We start from the raw sequence: 19964 nt of genomic DNA, 5'->3' as shown, positions 1-19964 counted from the left end.
CGGTGATCGCGCCCGATTCGGGCCGGCTTTTCGCTGATTACGCCGGATATCACCGCCCCGGCCTGGCCGCTCTGCTACGCGCGAGCAATCTGGATGTGGTCTACACCGGCGCCGTGGGCGACGAGCTGATCACGGCCGACGGCACGCGGGTCCTGGATTTCGTCGGCGGCTTCGGTTCGGCCCTGTTCGGCCACAACCACCCCGAGCTGGTACGGGTGGCCACGGCCGGTCTCAACCGGCAGATGCCGTTCGTGGCGCAGGGCAGCATCCGGCCGGGTCCGGCGGCGCTGGCCCGCCGGCTCTCGGAGCTGGTCGGTGAAACCACCGGCGGCCGCTACGTGGTGACCTTCGGGTCCACGGGCGCGGACGCGGTCGAGGGCGCCATCCGGCATGCGGCGGTCGTGCACGCGCGGACGCTCACCCGGCTGGAGGAGGAGCTGCGCCGTGATCTGCGGCGGGCCCGTCGCGACGGGATCGACGGGATGCGCCCCGAACCCACGACGGACGACGACACCCGCTCCGTCGCCGACACACTCACCGACGCCCTGCGTGACGTGGCGGAATTGCGTTCGCGCGGGCCGCTTTTCGTCTCGCTCGCCGGCGCCTTCCACGGCAAGACGGCGGGTGCCTTCGCGCTCACCGAACAGGCCGACACCCCGGCCGACCTCATCGTCGCCGGGCCGCGCAGGCACCGGCTGCGCACCTGGGAGCCCGCCGAGATCCTCGGCGCGCTCGACGCCGAGGTGCTTCGGCTGTGTCGCATCAGCGTCGACCGTGACGGGCGTCCGCTGCGGACGTATCAGGAGATTTCGCCGGTGGCGGCGGTGTTCGCCGAGCCGGTGCAGGGGGAGGGCGGTGTCCGCCTGGTCCCCGCCGAGACGTTGCGCGCCCTGCGCGAGCTGGCCGACCGGCACGGCGCGGCGCTGGTGTTCGACGAGATCCAGTCCGGAATGGGCCGCACCGGAACGTTTCTCGCCGCCGAACCGTCCGGCGTGCGCGCCGACTACTACCTGCTGTCCAAGTCGCTCGGCGGCGGACTGGCCAAGATCTCGGCGCTACTCGTGGACGCGGGCCGGGCGATCTCGGACTTCGGCCGCTATCACACCTCGACCTTCGCCGACGACGACCTGTCCGCCGAGCTGGCGCACGTCGCGCTGGACCTCATGCGGGACAACCTGCCCCGAATCCAGGACACCGGAACGTGTTTGGCGGATCGGCTGGCCGGACTGGCCGCGCGATGGCCCGGCGTGATCGCCGAAGTGCGCGGACGCGGACTGATCCACGGCATCGAAATGGCGCCGGTCGCCCCGGATTCCGCGCTGCTGCGTGAACTCTGCGCGCCGGACATGCTCGGTTATCTCGTGGCCGGATACCTGTTGCACCACCACCGGATTCGCGTGCTGCCCACGCTGTCCGCGCCGACGACGCTGCGCGTCCAGCCTTCGGTCGGGCTCGGCGCCGACGAAATCGACCGGCTGATCACGGCTTTCGACGAAGTCGCCAAGATCCTGCACGCCCGCGATTACGCCCGCCTGCTCGCGCACCTCACCGGACCGGTCGGCACGCAGGCGCCCGCGCCGCAGCGCGCGCCGCGCCCACGACGGTCGGTGTCGGAGCCGCCGCCCGCGTGGGGTGCGCCGCGCCGCGTGGCCTTCCTGGCGAACCTGCCCGAATCGGCCGACTTGCGCAGGCTCGCACCGGAACTCGACGACTGGTCCGACGAGCGGTTCATCCACCTGTTCGAGCGGCTGCGCGGTGTCGCGGATCCGTTCGAACTCACCAGGCGGGTGGTCGACTCGCCCTCCGGTGCGCGGGTCGAGGTGGTGGTGATCGCGGTGCCGGTGACGGCGGCGCAGATCGCCGAGAGTCAGCGCGGCGGGCAGCGCGCCTGGCTGCGCGATCTCGTGCTCGCGGCCGTGGATCACGCGGTGGGCCTGGGCGCGAGCGTGATCGGCCTGGGCGGCTACACCTCCATCGTCACCGACGCGGCCCGCGAGGTCGTGGAGGACAACGTCACTGTGACATCGGGGAACTCGCTCACCGCGGCCTGCGCGCACGACGTGGTGCGGGCCGAGCTGGCGAAGCTGCGCCCGGGAGCGCGGCGCGTCGGAGTGCTGGGCGCCCTCGGCAATATCGGCGCCGTCATGGCCGAATTGCTCGCTCCCGACGCGGATTCCGTGGTTCTGGTGGGGCGTCCCGGCTCCGGGTCGCGGCTGCGCCGGGTGGCCGCCACGCTGCCGGGCACCGTGGAGGTGAGCGAGGACATGGCGGCGCTGCGCGACTGCGCCGTGGTGGTCACCGCGACCAACGCGGCCGAGCCACCGATCACCGCCGACCTGCTGGCCGGCGCCGGGCCCGTCGTGGTGTGTGCGATCTGGCCGTGCCCGGCGATGTGACCGCGGCGGCGGGCGAGCTGCCCAATGTCACCCTGGTCTCCGGCGGCCGCATGGCTCTGCCGCTCGAGCAGACCCCGGACCTGCCCGAACTCGGCCTCGCGCCCGGCGTCGTCTACGCCTGCCTGGCCGAATCCATCCTGCTCGGCTTCGAACCACGCACCGACAGCCCGTCCTACGGCGCGCTGTCGGTGTCCGGCGTGCGCGCTGCCCGCGCACTGGCCGACCGGCACGACGTGCGCCCGGTGCGGCCGGCTTCTGGAGGACCCGTCATGACCGACATCCGATCGACCACCGACGCCCCGATGTTCCTGGGCGCCGAGAACTTCGACACCGACCGCGCGGGCGGCAAAGCGGGCACCCTGCACGAGCTGATCGCGGGCGGCTTCCACGTGCCGCCCGGGTTCGTGGTGCCCGCCGCGCTGGACCTCGACGCGGTGAGCGACGACGACCTGTCCGCCTGGGTCGGACGGCTCGGCGGCTTCCCGGTGGCGGCGCGCTCCAGCGGCGTGCTCGAAGACCTCGACGACGCGAGCTTCGCCGGCCAGTACGAATCCTATCTGGACATCACCGATGTGGCGGATCTGCGCGCCCGCATCGCGGAGTGCCGCGAGTCGGCGCACAACGAGCGGGTGCGAACCTACTTGTCGCGCAGCGGTTTCGCGGAGGCGAAGGCGACGGTCGCGGTGCTGGTGCAGCGGATGGTCGCGGCCGAGGTCGCCGGTGTCGGCTTCAGCATCGACCCGCTGACCGGCATAGAGGACAACGCGCTGGTGGAGTGCTGCCACGGGCTCGGTGAACGTCTGGTGTCGGGCCACGTGACGCCCACCAGGTACTCGCTGCGATTGCGCGACGGCGTTGTGCTGGACCGTGATTCGGGCGGCGAAGACGTGACGCTCGCCCCGGGCGCGCTCACCGAACTGGCCGAGCTGTTGCTCTCGGTGCAGGCCTTCCGGCACCGCCCGCAGGACATCGAGTGGGCGCTGGACGCCGACGGCACGCTGTGGCTGTTGCAGTCGCGCGCCATCACCGCGATCACCTGGCGCACCGATATCGGCCAGTTCTCCGACGCCGATCTGCGCGACGGCGGCGTCTCCGCGCGCGTCTGCACGCCGCTGATGTACTCGCTGTACGACAACGCCTTCCAGTACTCGATGCAGCGCTTCTTCCGCGGGCTGAAGCTGCTCGCCAAGGGCACCGAGCCCGACTGGATGGCCATGTACTACGGCCGCGCCTACTGGAACGTGCAGGCGGTCAAGTCGTGCTTCCGGCACATTCCCGGTTGGGACGAACGGCATTTCGACGACGACCTGGGCGTGCTCAACAACTACGGCGAGGCCGGGCCGATCCACACCCCGACCACCCCCGCCACCATCGCGCGCGCCCTGCCCGCGGCGCTCGCCGTGCAGAGCGGATACGGCGAACAACTGCGCCGGGTCGAGGAATTCGCCGGGCGCTGGCCCGCCGAGTACGCGCGGTGGCGCGAACGCGCGGCCCGCGTGCGGGAGGCCGACGACGCGACGTTCGCTACGGAACTGGAGGAGTGCCTGCTCACCTTCCACGCCGACACCGAGCGCTCGTACTTCACCACGATCTACTACAACTCCAGCGTCCAGTCCGACGTGAAGCAGCTCATCGACAAGGTCGACGCGGCGACCGGCGGCAGCACGCCCGTGCTCGACCTGATGGGCGGTCTCGCCGACATCAGCCACATGCAGTTGCAGCGCGGCATCGTGGCGCTGCACCGGGTGGGGCGCGAACACGGTCTGGACAGCGCCGAATGGTACGCCGCGCTCGCGGAGTTCCTGGCGGACCAGGGATTTCACGCCGACGCCGAACTCGACCTGACCTGCCCGCGCTGGTCGGAGGACCCGAAGCGCGTGCGCGACATGATCGCGCCGATGCTCGAACGCGGCGCCCCGCCCGCCGATCCCGACGTCACGCTGGTCGAGCAGCGTCACCGCTACGAGACCGCACTGGCGGCGCTGCGCGACCGTGTGCGCGCCAAGGCCGGGACGCGGGTGCGGTACGCGCGCGGCCTGGACCGCCAGGTGGAGCGGATGCGCAACTATCTGATCGCGCGGGAGCGGATGCGGGAGTTCTCGCAGCGCTGCTACGCCATCGTGCGGGCGTACGTGGTGGAGGCCGGTGCGCGCCTGGCCGCGGCGGGCACCCTGGACCGCGCCGACGACGTGTTCCTGTTGACCATCCACGAACTCGCCGATCTGGTCGGCGGCCGCGTCACCATCGCCGAACTGGCGCCCGAAATCCGTTATCGCGGTGCGATGTACGCGGGCTACCGCGATCTCGTCCCGCCGCACGAGCTGGGCGGCGGCGTGAGCGAGGCACAGGGCGCCGCGCCGGGTGACGGCGATCTGACCGGTCTGGGATGCAGTCCGGGCATCGCCGAGGGCACCGCGCGCGTCATCACCTCGCTGTCGGAGATCGACCGCCTGCGCGACGGCGACATCCTCGTCACCCGCTTCACCGATCCGGGCTGGACCCCGGCACTGGGCCTGGTGTCGGCCGTGGTCACCGAGGTCGGCGGCATGCTCTCGCACGCGGCGGTGATCGGCCGCGAGTACGGCATCCCGGCGGTGCTGAACGTCGCGGGCGCGACGGCGGCGATCCGCTCGGGACAGCGCATCCGCGTGGACGGCGGCACCGGTGTGATCACCGTGCTGGAGTCCGGGGAAACCGACGGTGCCGCAGGGGAATCGGTGCCGAACGCCGATACTTCGCAGGCCGGATCGGAGACGCGCGCGGCGGACGAGTCCGTCGCCGAGCGCGTGGCAGCCTCGTCGGACACCGGCCGTGCACCGGACAGCTCCATGGAAGTCATTGCCGCACAAGAAGAAGACCCGTCCGGAGACGGGACCGTCGCGGGGGACGGTCAAATCGCGCGCCCGGAATCCGGTGCGCGTGCGAAGGACGTCGGGGTGGGGACGTCGGCTACCGAGATCCGCCCCGCGGCGACGCGTCCGGCGGCCCGTGGAAGGGATGAATCACTGATCGCACGCAAACGCCTCATCTGTATCGCCGGTGGCGACGGGTCGGGCAAGACCACGCAGATCGCGCGGCTGGCCGCGGAATTCGAGGCGCAGGGGCACAGCGTCGCCGCCGTCACCATCTGGGACGCGTTCCTGGACCCGAAGGTGTCGAGCAAGCTGCCGTTCGGCAACCCGAGCGAGGTCTACGCGTACCTGAAGGTGCTCTCGCCGCTGTCGCGCGCGCACTTCCTGTTCCACGCCATGCAGCTCTCGTTCGACCTGGCCGCCGACCGCGGCGCGGACACCGTGCTCGCCAACGCGTACTGGTACAAGTACTACGCCACCGAGGTCGCCCACGGCGGCGACCCGCAGGTGCTGCGTAAGCTCGCGGCCGGCTTCCCCGAGCCCGACCGCACCTTCTACCTCACCGTCAGCCCGCAGGACGCGCTGGGTCGCAAGCAATTGCGCAGCGACTACGAGTCCGGGTACGGCGACGAACAGGTATTCCTGGACTTCCAGGAGCGCAGCCACGCCGCGCTGGAGGACCTGGCGGCCGAGTTCGCCTGGGTGCGCCTGGACGGCACCCAGCCGCAGGCCGACATCACCAAGGCCATGCTGGAGCGGCTGCGGGAGGACGACCGATGACCCGCCGGGTGGCCGTCGTCGGCATCGACGGCGCGGGCAAGTCGTCCATCATGGCGCGGCTGCGCGAACTCGCGCCGGACAGCGACCGTTCCGGCGCGAGCGGCGCGGCCGTGCCCACCGCGTTCGCGTCCATGACGTGCCCGGACTTCCACAACACCAGGGACGTGCCGTGCGCGGACCTGTCCCGTCAGCTCAAGGCGTTCAGCGTGGGGTGCGACGAGGTCGGCGGCCTGGAGATGAAGGCCGTCGCCATGTACCTCCAGATGACCCTGTTCGGGCCGGTGGAGCGGCACTTCCTGGACACTTTCGCGCCCGAGGTGCTGGTGTTCGAGCGGCACCCGCTGGTCGAGCTGCTGGTCTACGGCCCGCTGTACACGCAACTGGCGCGGCCGCAGTGGCGTGCGTCGGTGAAGGAAGCGGAGATCGAGGGGGTGCTGGAGCGCCACGCGCCCGGCACGTTCGCCGATATCCGCGCCTGGCACCGCGCCGAGGCCGCGCGTCTGGGCGCCTCGCCCGACCTCTGGTCGGTGCTGGACGAGGTCGCCGATCTGGTGGGCCGCGACACCGCCCAGGCGGTCGCCGCGTTCGGCCACCGGTTCCGCACCACCCTGCCCGACGCGGTGCTGTGGCTGGACGCCCCGCCCGAGCAGGCGGCCGCGCGCTGCGTGGAGCGCTCGGGTTCGGCGCCGCGCGAGGCGCACGAGACGGCCCAGCACCTCACCGCGCTGCGCGAGGGCTACCTGCGCGTGCAGCGCACGCTGGCCGAAGCATTCCCGCACGTCACGTTCCATCGGATCGACACCGGCGACGGTGCCGATCTGGAGCGCTCGGTGCGGGATTGCGTCACGGAAGGAAAGCTTTTCGGATGAGTACGACGACCGATATCGAAGCCAAGGTGCGCACCATCGTCGGCGAGGTGCTGTGGGTGCCCGCCGGTGATCTGGAGCCCGGCACACCGCTGGTCGACTACGGCCTGGACTCGCCCACCGCCATCGAACTCACCATCCAGCTGGAGCAGGAGTTCGGCGTCGACATCCCCGAGGACGTCGCGGCTCGGCTCAACACGGTCGGCGAGATCGTCGCGCACGTGCGAGGTGCCGCGTGAGCGAGTTCCGTCCCCGCCACGCCAGCATCGTGCACGCGCTGCTCGCCGCCGCCGAGCGCGGCGCCGACGGTCCGCGCACCGTCTTCATCCCCGAGCGGGCCGATCAGGCCGAAGGCGACGAAACCATCTGGCGGCACGAGGACCTGGCCGTCGCGGCGACGAAAACCGCTGCGGGACTGGCCGATCTGGGTGTCGGCCCCGGCGACCGCGTGCTCCTGTGCCTGCCCACCGCACCGGAATTCGCCACGGCGTTCTTCGGCGCGCTCCTGGTGGGTGCGGTGCCGACGGCGGTCGCGACGCCCGGCGGTTTCGGTTCGGCCGACATCTTCGGGGAGAAACTCGCCCGCCTGGCGGACTACCTGGAGCCCGCGGCCGTGGTGGGCACGCCGATGTCGCTGGACATCGCGACGCTGCCCGAGCACATCGCCACCATCAGCGGTGAAGCGCTGCACGCGCTCGCGCTCGACCCGTCCGCCCCGACCCGTGCCCCCCGGCTGCCCGAACCCGGCGACACCGTGTTCATCCAGGCCACCTCGGGCTCGACGGGCACGCCCAAGGGTGTGCGGATCAGCCACGGCAATCTGGCCGCCAACTGCGAGCAGATCGCGCGCGTCGCGGCCATCGGCGAAGGCGACAGCTGGGTCAGCTGGCTGCCGCTGCACCACGACATGGGCCTGATCGGCGGCTTCCTCACCTCGGTCTTCTGTGGCCGCGACGCGGCGCTCATGCCGCCCAGCCGGTTCCTGCGCAGGCCGGGCGACTGGCTGCGCAACGTCAGCCGCTACCGCGGGTCCATCACGGCCGCACCGAATTTCGCGTTCGGCTACACCGCCGCCCGCGTCACCGACGAGGAACTCGACGGCGTGGACCTGTCCAGCTGGCGGTTCCTGTTCTGCGGTGCGGAGCCCATCCACGCGCCCACCGTGCAGGGTTTCGTGGACCGCTTCACCGCGTGGGGCCTGCCCGGCGACGCGCTGGTGCCCTGCTACGGCATGGCGGAAGCCTCACTCGCGGTGACGGTTTCGCAGCCGACACGCCCCGTCGCCTACGACATCGTGTCGCGCGCCGCGATGGCCGAGGACGGCGTCGTGACGGACGCGCAGGACGGTGACGCCGACGCCGTGCGCGTCGTGGACTGCGGCCCTCCGGTACCCGGCACCGAAGTGCGCATCGCCGATGCACAAGGAAACCCGCTGGGGGAGAACCGCATCGGGCGCATCCAGTTCCGCGGCCCGTCCACCACACCCGGCTACTTCCGGCTGCCCGAGGCCACGGCGGAGGCCTGGGTCGACGGCTGGTGGGACACCGGCGACATCGGCTACCTGCGCGACGGACGGCTGCGCGTCACCGGTCGTGAGAAGGATCTGATCATCATCCGAGGCGCGAACTACGTGCCGACCGACTTCGAGCTCGCGGCCGAAGCGGTGCCGGGTGTGCGGCTCGGCGGCGTCGCCGCCGTGGGCCTGGCCGACGAATCCGGCCTGTCCGAAGATCTGCACCTGATTGTCGAAAGCTCCACCGACGACAGCGAACACGACGCGCTGCGCCGCGCGGTGCGGGTTGCGGTCAGCAAGGCCACCGGCGTGCTGCCCGCCGACGTGCACGTGGTGGCGCCGCGCAGTATTCCGAAGACCACCAGCGGTAAAGTGCAACGGGCCGAGGCGCGCAGGCGCTTCCTCTCCGACGCCGAGCTGGCAGGCGCGGGGAGCGCGCGGTGACCGCTCGCAAGCTGGACGGGCCGTCCAGCCGCCACCCGCTCGGCTGGTACAACCAGTACCGGTCCGACCCGCTCACCCTGTTCTACGACCAGGCCGTCGCCTACGGCGGTAGTGTGCGGCTGCGGATGGCCAACCAGCACGTGCACCTGCTGGTCGATCCCGAGCACATCAACCAGGTGCTCGTCACGCACGCCACCAAGTACGAGAAGGGCATCAGCTACCGCAGCCTGAACTACCTGCTCGGCCCCGGCCTGCTCACCAGCGGCGGCGAGCTGTGGAAACGGCAGCGCGCGTTGATCAAGCCCGCGTTCGGCCGCCGGCACGTGGAGTCGGAAGTGCCGCAGATGGTGGCCTGCGGCGAGCGGATGCTGGATCGTCTCGACCGGCTGGCCGACAGCGGCGAGGCCTTCGACATCGTGCCCGAGCTGATGGGTTTCGCCGCCGACGTGGTGTGCCGCGCGGTGATGGGCGCCGATATCGACGATGTGCTGCCCCAGATCGAAGACGATGTGCGCGAGGGTGTTTCGTGGGTGATGCGGCATATGGCCGCGCCCGTGCAGATCCCGCCGGAAGTGCCCACACCCGCCAACCGGCGGTTCCGCAGCGTGCTTTCGCGCTTGCACCGCGTGGTGGACGACGTGATCGCCGGACATCGCCGCGACGGGGGTGACGCGGAGGCGAAATCGCTGCTCGGCCGGCTGCTCGCGGCGCGCGACGACGCCGGGCACGCCATGGACGAGGAGCAGTTGCGCCATGAGGTGCTGACCTTCCTGCTGGCCGGACACGAGACCACCGGCGGCGCGCTGGCTTGGACCCTCTACGAATTGGGCAGGAACCCGGCGGTTCTCGCCGCGGCCCAGGCCGAGGTGGACGCCGCGCTCGCGGGAGCCGACGACTACGCGACCGCGATCGCCGACGCCGCACCGAAACTCGACTACGTCAGCCGGGCAGCCGACGAGGCGATGCGCCTTCACCCGCCCGCTTGGGCGTTCAGCCGAACCGCCTTGGAGGCGGACAGTTTCGACCGATTCGACCTCGAACCCGGTGCGGTCGTGGTGATCAGCCCATTCGTCAACCACCGGCTGCCGCAGTTCTGGGATTCGCCGCTCACCTTCGATCCGGACCGATTCACCCGCGAGAACACCAGGGCGCGACCGACATTCCGGTACTTCCCGTTCGGCTGGGGCGCGCACCTGTGCGTCGGCCAGCACATGGCGCTGGTGGAGGTGCGGGTCGGGCTGGCGCTGCTGCTCTCGCGCTACGACCTGGAACTCGTCAACGGCATGCGGGTCAGGGAGAACCCGGAGATCTCCAACACGCCCGATCCCGTCGTGGTGCGCCTGCGCCGCCGCGCCGCCGTCGCACCCGAACCCCAGCTGGAGGTCCTGTGAACAACGCCACGACCGATGCGGTGCTGCCCGCGGCCGCGCTCGGGCGGGTGACACAGGCGCAGGTGGGAGCCAAGGCGGCCAACCTGGGCCGGCTGCTGGCGGCCGGCCACCGCGTACCGCCGTTCGCCGTGCTCACCGCCGACGCCTGCCACCGTATCCTGGGTGCGGTGGCCGAGCCGATCGCCGAGGCGCTGACCGGACTCGACCACACCGATCCGCTCTCGCTGCGCGCGGTGTCGGACACCGTGCGCAAGCTCGTCACCGCACTGACCGTGCCCGCCGATATCGGCGCCGACCTGTCCGCCGCCGTGGCCGCGTTCGGCCCGGACGTGCGCCTGGCCGTGCGCTCGTCGGTGAGCGGCGAGGATTCGGCATCGGATTCCTTTGCCGGACAGCTCGATACGCTGCTCAACGTGGCGCCCGCCGAGGTGGAGCACGCGGTGCTCGAGTGCTTGGCCTCGGCCTACTCCGAGCGTTCGCTGTTCTACCGCGCGCACCGGGGCCTGGACAACGGCGCCATCGACTGCGCCGTGCTGGTGCAGGTGCTGGTGGACAGCGCCGTGGCCGGTGTGGTGTTCAGCTGCAACCCGCAGACCGGTGACGAGAACGAGGCCGTGGTCTCGGCCGGGCTGGGCCTGGGCGAGGGCGTCGTCTCGGGCACCGTCGAATGCGACACGTACTTCGTGGACGTGGCCGCGCGTGCCGTGCGGGCACGTACCGTGACGGCGAAACGGCATCGCGTGGAATCGGATTCGCAGGGCGGCACCGTCGTCCGGGAACTGCCCGAGGCCGTGGCGGATTCCGCGCTCACCGACGCGCAGGTGCTCGAATTGACCTCCGTCGCCGCCGATCTCGCCGAACTCTACGGCGCGCCCCAGGACGTGGAGTGGGCCTACGACGACGCGGGCGTGCTGTACCTGCTGCAGGCGCGTCCCGTGACCGCGACCGGAGATCGCGAAACCATCTTCGACAACGTCAATGTCGCGGAGTCGTATCCGGGACTGTCCAGCCCGCTGACCTTCTCGGTGTTGCGGCTGGCCTACGAGCAGGTGTTCCGCGCCTGCCACCGCGATTTCGGCGCGACCGGCGCGATCGTGGCGCGCAACGCGTCGAGCCTGTACCCCTACCTGGTCGGCACGGTGCACGGGCGCATCTACTACAACATCAGCAACTGGTACCGGCTGTTTCTCCAGATCCCGGGTATGGAGTTCGCCATCGCGGGGTGGGAGGCGGCGCTCAATATCGAGAACCGGTACCGCCGTCCGGCCCCGCCCGAACGCGGCCTGGCCAAGCTGAAGACGTATCTGCTGCGGATCCGCGTCGTCGCGATCGTGCTCATCGGGTGGCTGCGACTGCCGAAGCGGCTGCGGCGCTTCTTCACCGAGCTGTCGGCCTTCACCGCGGATCTCGACTACCGCCTCAACCCGGAGAACCCCTCGCGCGCAAGGGAACCGGAAGAACTGCTGCGTTGGATGGAGCGGTGCATCAGCGATCTGATCCCCGCCTACTCGGTGCAGATCTTCAACGACTTCCTGGCCCAGCAGATGTTCCACCTGGTCGGCATTCTGCTGGAACGCCAAGGGCTTTCCGAGGCGCAGGCCGCGACGTTGCGTAACGAACTGTTCTGCGGTGAGGAGGGCGTCGACAGCGTCGACCCCGTGCGCTCGGCACTGGAGCTGGCCGCCGCCGTGCGCGAGGACGACGCGTTGCGCGCGCTGTTCGAGGGTTCCGACGACGCGGCCCAGGTGTGGCGCACGCTGGCCGAGCCCCGGTTCGACCGCTTCCGCGCCGCCTGCCTGCGCCACATCGCGCTCTTCGGCGACCGCACCCTCGACGAACTCAAACTCGAGACCGACCCGCTCGGCGAGCGCCCCGAACTGCTGGTGCCCATGCTGCGCAACTACGTGCGCGGCGGCCAGGACATCGCGGCCATGGAGGCCAGGGAGAAGCTCATCCGCGCCGAGGCCGAGCGCACGGCCGGTGAGCTGTTCCGCGAGGCCGTCGCGCCGCGGCTGGCGTTCCGAATCGCGCTGCGTCTGGCGCGCGAACACGTCAAGCAGCGCGAGAACATGCGGCTGGGCCGCAGCCGCTCGTTCGGCCTGATCAAGCGGCTGTTCCGCGAGTACGGCAGGCAACTGCACGAGGCGGGGGTGCTGGACGACCCGCGCGACATCTTCTGGCTCACCTACGAGGAGATCGCCGCGCTCACCCGCGGCACCGCCGTCGACACCGACGCCGCCCGCACCGTCGCCCTGCGCAAGCGGGACCACGAGCGGTGGCGCGCGGAGGACCTGCCCTCGCGCGTCGTCACCACCGGCATCGCGGCGGCACACTTCGAAGACCCCGAACTCGCCCGCACCGGGCCGTCGCTGCCCGGCGACGCCACCGGTGTGCTGAGCGGCGTCGGCTGCGCGCCGGGCCGCGTGCGTGCCCCCGCGCTGGTGCTGACCGAACCGGACCCGACGGTCGCGGTGGACGGGCAGATCCTGGTGGCCTCGACCACCGATCCCGGCTGGGTGTTCCTCATGGTCGCGGCCGGTGGACTGGTCAGCGAGAAGGGCAGCGTGCTCTCGCACACCGCCATCATCGGCCGCGAACTCGGCATCCCGACGGTCGTCGGCGTGGCCGACGCCACCCGCCTCATCGCCGACGGCGCGGAAGTGGTCATCGACGGCAAAGCGGGCACCGTCACGCTCGCGGAGCGCGTCCGTTCCTCGGAGGTGGAAGACGTATGACGAGCATGGACACCGCGCCCGAGGCGCCGCCCGAACCGGTGCACGGCGAGAACTTCAGCCTCGAGCACTATCTCGACCCGACCGCGGGCACCTTCGACCAGCGCTTCGCCGAATTCCGGCCCTGGGTCACCCATTCCAGGGAGACCGGGTTCGTGCTGCGCGAGATCGCCGGGCCCGCGGGGCCGGTCGTCCAGGTGCGCGATCCGGGTGGTGAGGTGCGCGACCTGATCATGCTCGGCTCCAACAACTATCTCGGGCTCGGCAGCGAACCGGAGATCATGGAGGCCGCGGTCGCGGCCGTGCGGGAATACGGAATCGGTTGCGGCGGACCGCCGTTGCTCAACGGCACCACCACCCTGCACACTCGGCTGGAGGAGCGGCTGGCCGCGTCCAAGGGCTGCGAGTCCGCGCTGCTGTTCTCCTCCGGCTACGCGGCGAACGTCGGCTGGGTGACGGGGCTGATGCGCAAGGGCGACATCCTCGTCTACGACGAGCAGAACCACGCCAGCCTCTACGACGGCATCCAGCTCGGCCGGGTGCGCTCGATGGCGTTCCGGCACAACGATCTCGACCACCTGCGCCACCGCCTCATGCAGGTGCGCTGGCGCAGTCCCGGGGCGAACATCGTGGTCGCCGTCGAGGGCGTGTACTCGATGGACGGCGATATCGCGCCGCTGCCCCAGCTGCGGGCGCTGTGCGATTCGTTCGGCGCGTGGCTGGCGGTGGACGACGCGCACGGCACCGGCGTGCTCGGCGCCAAGGGACACGGCACGGCCGAGCACTTCGGCGGTGTGCCCGTAGAGGTTTCGATGGGCACGTTCTCGAAGGTGTTCGCCACCACCGGCGGCTTCGTCGCCGGGTCCCGCGACATGGTGGACACGCTGCGGTTCTTCGCCCGCTCCTACATGTTCTCCGCCTCGCTTTCGCCCGCCGTGCTGGCGTCGGTGCTGGCGGGGATCGAGTTCATCGAGGCCAATCCGCAGCGCATCACCCAATTGCACGAGAACGTACGGTATTTCGTGTCGGAGCTGCGGCGCATCGGCTTCGACGTGAACCCGGAGACCGCGATCCTGCCGATCCCGGTGCCCGCACGGCTGGCCGTGCGCGAGGTGGTGTCGGCCCTGCACGCCGAGGGCGTGTTCGTCAACGGCGTCGAATTCCCCGCCGTGCCGCGCGAATTGCAGCGGCTGCGGGTGTCGATGATGGCGACGCTGACGCGCGCGCAGCTCGACTTCGCGCTGGACAAGATCTCGACCGTCGCGCGCCGCTTCGGTTTCCATCCCGAACAGGAAGGCCGGGTGCGATAGATGACCGGATTCACCATCGCCGCGGGCGGTTCCCCGGCCGAACGGCTGCTGGTGCACGCCGCGCTGGCCGAGCCGACCGAGGCCGAGCGCGCGGCACTGGCCGAGGCGGCCAGGGGCATCGGGGACTGGTCCGAGGTGCTCGAGCTGGCGAAGGTCAACGCGACCGTGCCGCTGGTGCAGCGCCGCCTCGAGCGCGAAGGGTTGTTCGACGCGGTGCCGGAGCCGGTGCGGGAGGGTTTCGCGGCCGTCACCGAGCGCATCGCCGACGCCAACGAACGCCGGCTGCGCGGCGCGCTGGAACTGGTGAAGCGGTTCGACGAGGCGGGCATCCGGTGCGTGGTGCTCAAGGGGATGCTGTTCTCCACCGAGATCTACCGCGACCCGCGCTACAAGCGGATGAACGACCTGGACATCCTCATCGAATTCGATCAGGTCGAGGCCGCCATAGAGATCTACCGGGAGCTGGGCCTTTTCGCGACCACCGAGCTGCTGGGCAAGGCGCCCAAGGCACGGGCCAAGCGCTCCCACCACCTGCCCTCGTTCGTCTCGCGCGACGGCGCGCTCGTCGTCGGCACGCACTGGGGACTCATCACCCCGCTCGCCGGGTACCCGATCGACTACGACGCTATCTGGGATCGCGTGCGGCGCATCGACTTCCACGGCGTGCCCGCGTGGGCCATGTCGCACACCGACAACCTGCACCACCTCGGCGTCCACCTGCCCTACTACAAGACCGGTGTGCGCGAACTCGCCGACATCTGGAACCTGGCGCGCTACGCCGCGGGCGAGCTCGACTACGAGCTGCTGCTCGCCGAGATCGAGAAGGCGGGCACCGAACGGCTGATGTACCACGCCCTTTCGCTCGCCGACCGGCTGGTGCCGATCCCGGAATTCGCGCGGGTGGTGAGCCGGATCGCGCCGCGCGTGGACCGGTTCACCCGCTACGACACCGCCCGTAAGACCGCCGACATCCACGCTCTGCTGCGCAGCCGCTCCACGCACACCTCGCGGATCGAGAAGGCCTACACCGAGTTCAACATGACCGGCGCGCCGCGCGAGAAGCTGGCCAGCTTCGGCACGCTGTGGTCGAACCTGCTGGTGGTGCCCGCCGACGAGGCCGAGCGCATGAGTTCGCTGCGCGAGCCCTCCCGGCTCTCGGCCCTGGGCGCCCGGGTGTCCGCGCCCTACCGCCTGACCCGCGTGTTCCAGCGGGACCTGGGGCGCTGGCTGTTCCCGGCGGCGCTGGCCAAGACCGTGGTCGACCTCGGCGCCGCCTACGGCACGGAGCTGGCCGGGCGGGTCGGCGTGGGCGGCGCGCGCGAGCACAAGACCATCGAGGATTTCGCCGCCGAGCTGGGGCTCACCCGCGCGGATCTGCAAGCGGTGATGGACAGTCAGGAATGAGCCCGGAGCGCGGCTATCGGACGGTGCTGTGGGATCTGGACGGCACCTTGGTCGGGCTGCGCCGCCTGCCGTTCAAGGTGGCGATGCCCGCCGTGGCGGCCTACGTGTTCCGCGATCTCGTGGCGCCGCACCGGTTTCTGCGTGTGCTGTCGGGCGTGGTCGGGCAGGCGCGGGCGAACGACGGCGAGCTGACGAACACCGCGCTGATGGTGCGGCTGCTCGCCGAACGCACCGGGCTCACTGAACCCGAAGCGGCGCAACGATTCCGGGTGCTGGCCGACGAAGGATTCCCCCGGTTGCGGTTCTGCTTCCCGCCGTTGCCCGCCGCTCGTGACACGGTGACGCGGCTCGCGGAGACCGGTGTGACGCAGGTGGTGGCCACCAACCCGATGTGGCCCGACAGCACCGTGCTGGCCCGGTTGCGCTGGGGTGGTTACGATCCCGCCGTCTTCGCGATGCGGACGAGCGGCGAGAACATGACCCGCTCCAAACCGCGCACCGAGTTCTACACCGGGCTGCTGGATCGGCTCGGCGCCACCGCTCGCGACTGCGTGATGGTCGGCAACGATCCGGTGAACGACGCGCCCGCCGCGCTGATCGGAATCCCGGTGTTCCTGGTCGGTGTGGACCCGAAGGACATCCCCACGGACTGCGCCCGCACCGGGCTGGTCGAGACCGGGCCGTGGCCCGCCCTGCACCGCTGGCTGGGCATCGAGGAGGAACCATGCTTGTCGTCCTGAATCCGCACGCGAACGCGGGGGCCGGTCTCTCGCGGTGGGAGCCGGTGGAATCCGCACTACGGCACCGGTATTCGGATGTGAACGTGGAAATGCCCGCCGACGCCGACCAAGCCGTCAAACTCGTGCGCACCGCCGTGGACGCCGGTGCGCCGCCGGTGATCGCAGCCGCCGGGGGTGACGGCATGGTGCACCTGGTGCTCAACGCGTTGATGGACCCCGCGACGGATCGCCCCCGGGCCGGCGCCGAGAACGTGGCGCTGGGCGCGGTCGGGCTCGGCAGTTCCAACGACTTTCACAAGCCCGTCGCCGAGGAATCCCGGATCAACGGTGTTCCCGTCCGGGTGGACGCCGCGAGCGCGGAGCCGGTCGATATCGGCAAGGCGACGCTGACGCTGTCCGACGGCAGCACCGCCGTGCGGTACTTCCTGCTGAACGCGAGCGTGGGACTCGTTGCGGCGGGCAATCATTCGTTCAATCACGCCACCGGACTCGTGGGGTGGCTGAAGGGCCGCAACGTGGAGGCGGCCATCATCGCGACCGCGCTGCGCAATATCGTCACGCACCGGCCGCTGGACATCCGCGTCAGCGGGGACAACTGGACCTACGCCGCGCCGGTCACCAACGTCGGCGTGCTCAAGAGCGTGCACTTCGCGGGCGGGATGCGCTACGACACCCCGGTCACCCGCACCGACGGCATGTTCGACGTGAACATCTGGGAGCGGGCCGGGCGGTGGCAGACCGTCGGGCTGATCGCCGCGCTGTACCGGGGCCAGTTCACCGGGCGGCCGCGCACGGTGTGCGAGCGGGCGTCGGCGGTGGAGCTGCGGCCCGCCGAAGTCACGCCGCTGGAACTGGACGGAGAGATCACGATGGTGAAGTCGGCGCGCCTCGAGGTGCTGCCCCGAGCGCTGAAAGTGTGTGCGGCATGAGAAAAGTCGTCCTGATCACCGGCGCCGCGAACGGTATGGGCGCGGCGGCCATGACCCATCTCGCCGGGCTCGGTTACCAGGTGGAGGGGTGCGACAAGGTGGCCGCCGACGGGATCGCCACCGTCGACGTGCGCGACACCGAGGCCGTCGACTTCTGGGTGAAGCAGATGCACGAACGGCACGGCCGGATCGACGCCGCCGTCACCTTCGCCGCCCACGGTGTGGTCGGCTCCGTGGAGGAGACCGATCCCGACGAGGCCGCCGCCATCGTGGACACCAACGTGCTCGGCACCCACCGCGTCCTGCGCGCCGTGCTGCCCATCATGCGCGCCCAGCGCTCCGGGCGCATCGTCGTCGTCAGCTCCGGCGCCGGCGCGATCGCCGAACCCTACGGCGGCTGGTACTCGGCCACCAAGGGCGCGGTGGAACGGCTCGGCGAGGCGACCCGAATGGAAGTGGCGCCCTTCGGCATCCACGTCTCGGTCCTGGCCCCCGGCTGGACCGTCACCCCCATCATCGCCAACTCCCCGCACGCCACCAACCCCATCCCCGCCTACGACACCACCCGCGCCTCGGTCCTCTCCCGAGTCACCGGCTACCTCGAGGCGGGCCAAACCCCCGAAGCCGTAGCCCGCCGCCTCCACACCATCCTCTCCACCCCCAAACCCCGCCAAACCTACCTCTGCGGCCGCGACGTCCGAACCTCCTTCTGGACCAGAAGGTTCGTCCCGGGGTGGGTGTACGAACGGTTGGTGAAGTCGTACTACGGGGTGTGAGTGGGGGTGCCGAGCTGTGGATTGTCCGGCCGGATATCGGTTGACGGTCCTGATCCGTCGAACGGGCGGTGTGAGCGTCCGCGGCCGGTCAGAATCGTGCGCATGGTGGAGTTGACGGTCGAGCGGCGGGCGGAGTTGGTGGCGCTGCTCGGGGATGAGGTGGGGTTGCGGGCTCGGTTTCCGAAGGCGGCCGACTATCTGGGTGTCGCGTTGCCGGGTACGGGGGACGAGGGGGCGGACGCGGCGTTCGATCTGCGGTTCGTGCACTTCATGACCGGTGGGGTGAGTGCGAATCCGTACTGGGACATCGTCGCGAGTTCCGTGTCGGAGCGGGAGGGGCGGCGGGTGGTGGACGGTGGGCGCGCGGCGGGGAGTGCGCGGCTCGGGTACGCGCAGACGATTCTGCAAGCGAGCTATGCCTACGCCGTGCCGTCGCCCGAGACTGTCGCGTGGGCGGCCGAGTTCTGCGCCGGTCGTAGTGTGCTCGAACTCGGTGCGGGGCGGGGGTATTGGGCGGCGCAGCTGCATCGGGCCGGAGTCGCGGTTCGTGCGTATGACTCCGAACCGCCCGGCCGGGTCGCCAACGTGTCGTTTCCGGATGCCGCGGGTCAGCGCGACGTGTGGCACGAGGTGCACGGTGTGGACGCGTTCGAAGAACGGCTCCGCGAGGGCAGTGCGGACGCCGTGCTGTTCCTGTGCTGGCCGCCCGGGTGGGGCGGCACCATGGCTTCGGACGCGCTCACCCGCTTCGAGTCCGCGGGCGGTCGGAGGGTGCTGTACATCGGTGAGGCGCGGGGCGGGAAGACCGGTGATGACGCCTTCTTCGACGCCTTGGACGCGCGGTGGCGGCTGGAAACCGAAGACAGCCGGTTCGTTTCGTGGTGGAACCTGTCCGACCGGGCGCAGGGGTGGGCGCGGACGTAGACGCTGCCGGGCGATCCGCTGGATGCCGGGCCGGCGCGGGGCTGTGCAGCGGTTGTGTCACCGCTCGCGGCGGGACTCCGCGATGAGGGTCGCGATGTCGCCGCGCACCGCCGTACCGTGGCCGGGCACCAGGACTTTCGCGTCCTCGATCGCGAGGGCGGCGAGGCTGGTCTCCGCACCGGATTCGTTGTGGTTGAACACCTTCGGCAGCAGCTGCGGCCCGGTCCCGGTGACCAGCGGGTGGCCGGTGACCAGGGCATCGCCGGAGAAGAGCACCCCTTCCGATGGCATGAAGTAGGCGGTGTGGCCGTCGGTGTGGCCCGGCGTCGGGATGGCGACGAAGCCGCCGGGTAGTGATTCCAGCGCCGAGGGGGTGGCGGGCTCGGCCGAAGGCACGCTCATACCGATATTGCCGACGACCGCGCGCACGGTCCGCGTCACCCAGCGCACACCGCGCACCGTGGTCAGCTGCTGCACCATCTGCAGCGGCGTGATCTGTTGCAGGTATTCACGTTTGGCGTGGCGTACCTCTTCATCACCGGTGTAGACCGGCGCGCCCGCCTGTTCGACCAGCGTGGGAATCCCGCCGATGTGATCGAGATGCGCGTGGGTCAACAGCACCCCCGCCACATCCCCGACCGAATGCCCGATCTGTCGCACCGACTCCACCACCGCACCCGCATCACACGGATACCCGGCGTCCACCACCGTGACCCCCGCCCCATCACTGACCAGCGCCCAATTCACATTGGTCCCCGCCACCACATACACCGAATCAGAAACCTGCTCGATCTTCATCCCCCCATCCTCCCGCACCAACCCCGACCCACTCCACGGCCCCATGGAGCCCGACAACCTGGCCGTGCCCGTGTCCGGCCAGGTTGTCGAAAAGTGTTAGGGAGAGGAC

General features: G+C 70.6%; 14 protein-coding genes. 13 read left to right on the top strand and 1 reads right to left on the bottom strand.

Annotated features, from left to right (window positions below):
• Positions 1–2: 2 nt before the first annotated feature.
• The 13 genes from DFR74_RS34005 to DFR74_RS33945 all read left to right on the top strand — a co-directional run bounded on the left by DFR74_RS34005 (position 3) and on the right by DFR74_RS33945 (position 19057).
• Positions 3–2396, top strand: a complete 2394-nt coding sequence (locus tag DFR74_RS34005; RefSeq protein WP_067514046.1) for an aminotransferase class III-fold pyridoxal phosphate-dependent enzyme — start codon at positions 3–5, stop codon at positions 2394–2396.
• Positions 2381–6028 carry a PEP/pyruvate-binding domain-containing protein gene (locus DFR74_RS34000; RefSeq protein ID WP_147266030.1) on the top strand — a complete coding sequence of 1216 codons (3648 nt, stop codon included), beginning with the start codon at positions 2381–2383 and terminating at the stop codon, positions 6026–6028. Before DFR74_RS34005 ends, DFR74_RS34000 begins: the two co-directional genes overlap by 16 nt.
• Positions 6025–6897, top strand: a complete 873-nt coding sequence (locus DFR74_RS33995; protein WP_147266029.1) for a hypothetical protein — start codon at positions 6025–6027, stop codon at positions 6895–6897. Before DFR74_RS34000 ends, DFR74_RS33995 begins: the two co-directional genes overlap by 4 nt.
• The gene (locus DFR74_RS33990) at positions 6894–7133 is read left to right on the top strand and encodes an acyl carrier protein (protein ID WP_067514043.1); all 240 of its coding nucleotides are present in this window, start codon (positions 6894–6896) and stop codon (positions 7131–7133) included. The genes DFR74_RS33995 and DFR74_RS33990 overlap by 4 nt, the downstream gene beginning before the upstream one ends.
• Positions 7130–8851, top strand: coding sequence for a fatty acyl-AMP ligase (locus DFR74_RS33985; RefSeq protein WP_067514042.1), 1722 nt, complete (start codon positions 7130–7132; stop codon positions 8849–8851). The genes DFR74_RS33990 and DFR74_RS33985 overlap by 4 nt, the downstream gene beginning before the upstream one ends.
• Positions 8848–10242 carry a cytochrome P450 gene (locus DFR74_RS33980; RefSeq protein WP_067514041.1) on the top strand — a complete coding sequence of 465 codons (1395 nt, stop codon included), beginning with the start codon at positions 8848–8850 and terminating at the stop codon, positions 10240–10242. Before DFR74_RS33985 ends, DFR74_RS33980 begins: the two co-directional genes overlap by 4 nt.
• Positions 10239–12977, top strand: coding sequence for a PEP/pyruvate-binding domain-containing protein (locus DFR74_RS33975; RefSeq protein ID WP_067514040.1), 2739 nt, complete (start codon positions 10239–10241; stop codon positions 12975–12977). The genes DFR74_RS33980 and DFR74_RS33975 overlap by 4 nt, the downstream gene beginning before the upstream one ends.
• Complete coding sequence (locus DFR74_RS33970; RefSeq protein ID WP_084538180.1) at positions 12974–14284, top strand: aminotransferase class I/II-fold pyridoxal phosphate-dependent enzyme; 1311 nt, start codon at positions 12974–12976, stop codon at positions 14282–14284. The genes DFR74_RS33975 and DFR74_RS33970 overlap by 4 nt, the downstream gene beginning before the upstream one ends.
• Positions 14285–15688: a nucleotidyltransferase domain-containing protein gene (locus tag DFR74_RS33965; RefSeq protein WP_067514039.1), complete on the top strand. Its 1404-nt coding sequence runs from the start codon at positions 14285–14287 to the stop codon at positions 15686–15688.
• A complete protein-coding gene (locus tag DFR74_RS33960; protein ID WP_084538179.1) occupies positions 15685–16428 on the top strand; it encodes an HAD family hydrolase in 744 nt (247 codons plus the stop codon). Before DFR74_RS33965 ends, DFR74_RS33960 begins: the two co-directional genes overlap by 4 nt.
• A complete protein-coding gene (locus tag DFR74_RS33955; RefSeq protein WP_067514037.1) occupies positions 16413–17357 on the top strand; it encodes a diacylglycerol/lipid kinase family protein in 945 nt (314 codons plus the stop codon). The genes DFR74_RS33960 and DFR74_RS33955 overlap by 16 nt, the downstream gene beginning before the upstream one ends.
• Positions 17354–18133 (top strand): SDR family NAD(P)-dependent oxidoreductase, encoded by a 780-nt coding sequence (locus DFR74_RS33950; protein WP_067514036.1) that lies wholly within the window; start codon positions 17354–17356, stop codon positions 18131–18133. Before DFR74_RS33955 ends, DFR74_RS33950 begins: the two co-directional genes overlap by 4 nt.
• 102 nt (positions 18134–18235) lie before the next feature.
• Complete coding sequence (locus tag DFR74_RS33945; RefSeq protein ID WP_067514054.1) at positions 18236–19057, top strand: methyltransferase domain-containing protein; 822 nt, start codon at positions 18236–18238, stop codon at positions 19055–19057.
• 57 nt (positions 19058–19114) lie between these two features.
• Here the strand turns inward: DFR74_RS33945 and DFR74_RS33940 are convergent, their stop codons facing one another.
• Positions 19115–19855 (bottom strand): MBL fold metallo-hydrolase, encoded by a 741-nt coding sequence (locus DFR74_RS33940; protein WP_067514035.1) that lies wholly within the window; start codon positions 19853–19855, stop codon positions 19115–19117.
• Positions 19856–19964: the final 109 nt, after the last annotated feature.

This window comes from Nocardia puris (assembly GCF_003315035.1).
Lineage (GTDB): Bacteria > Actinomycetota > Actinomycetes > Mycobacteriales > Mycobacteriaceae > Nocardia > Nocardia puris.
This window is presented reverse-complemented; position numbering and strand designations above follow the sequence as displayed.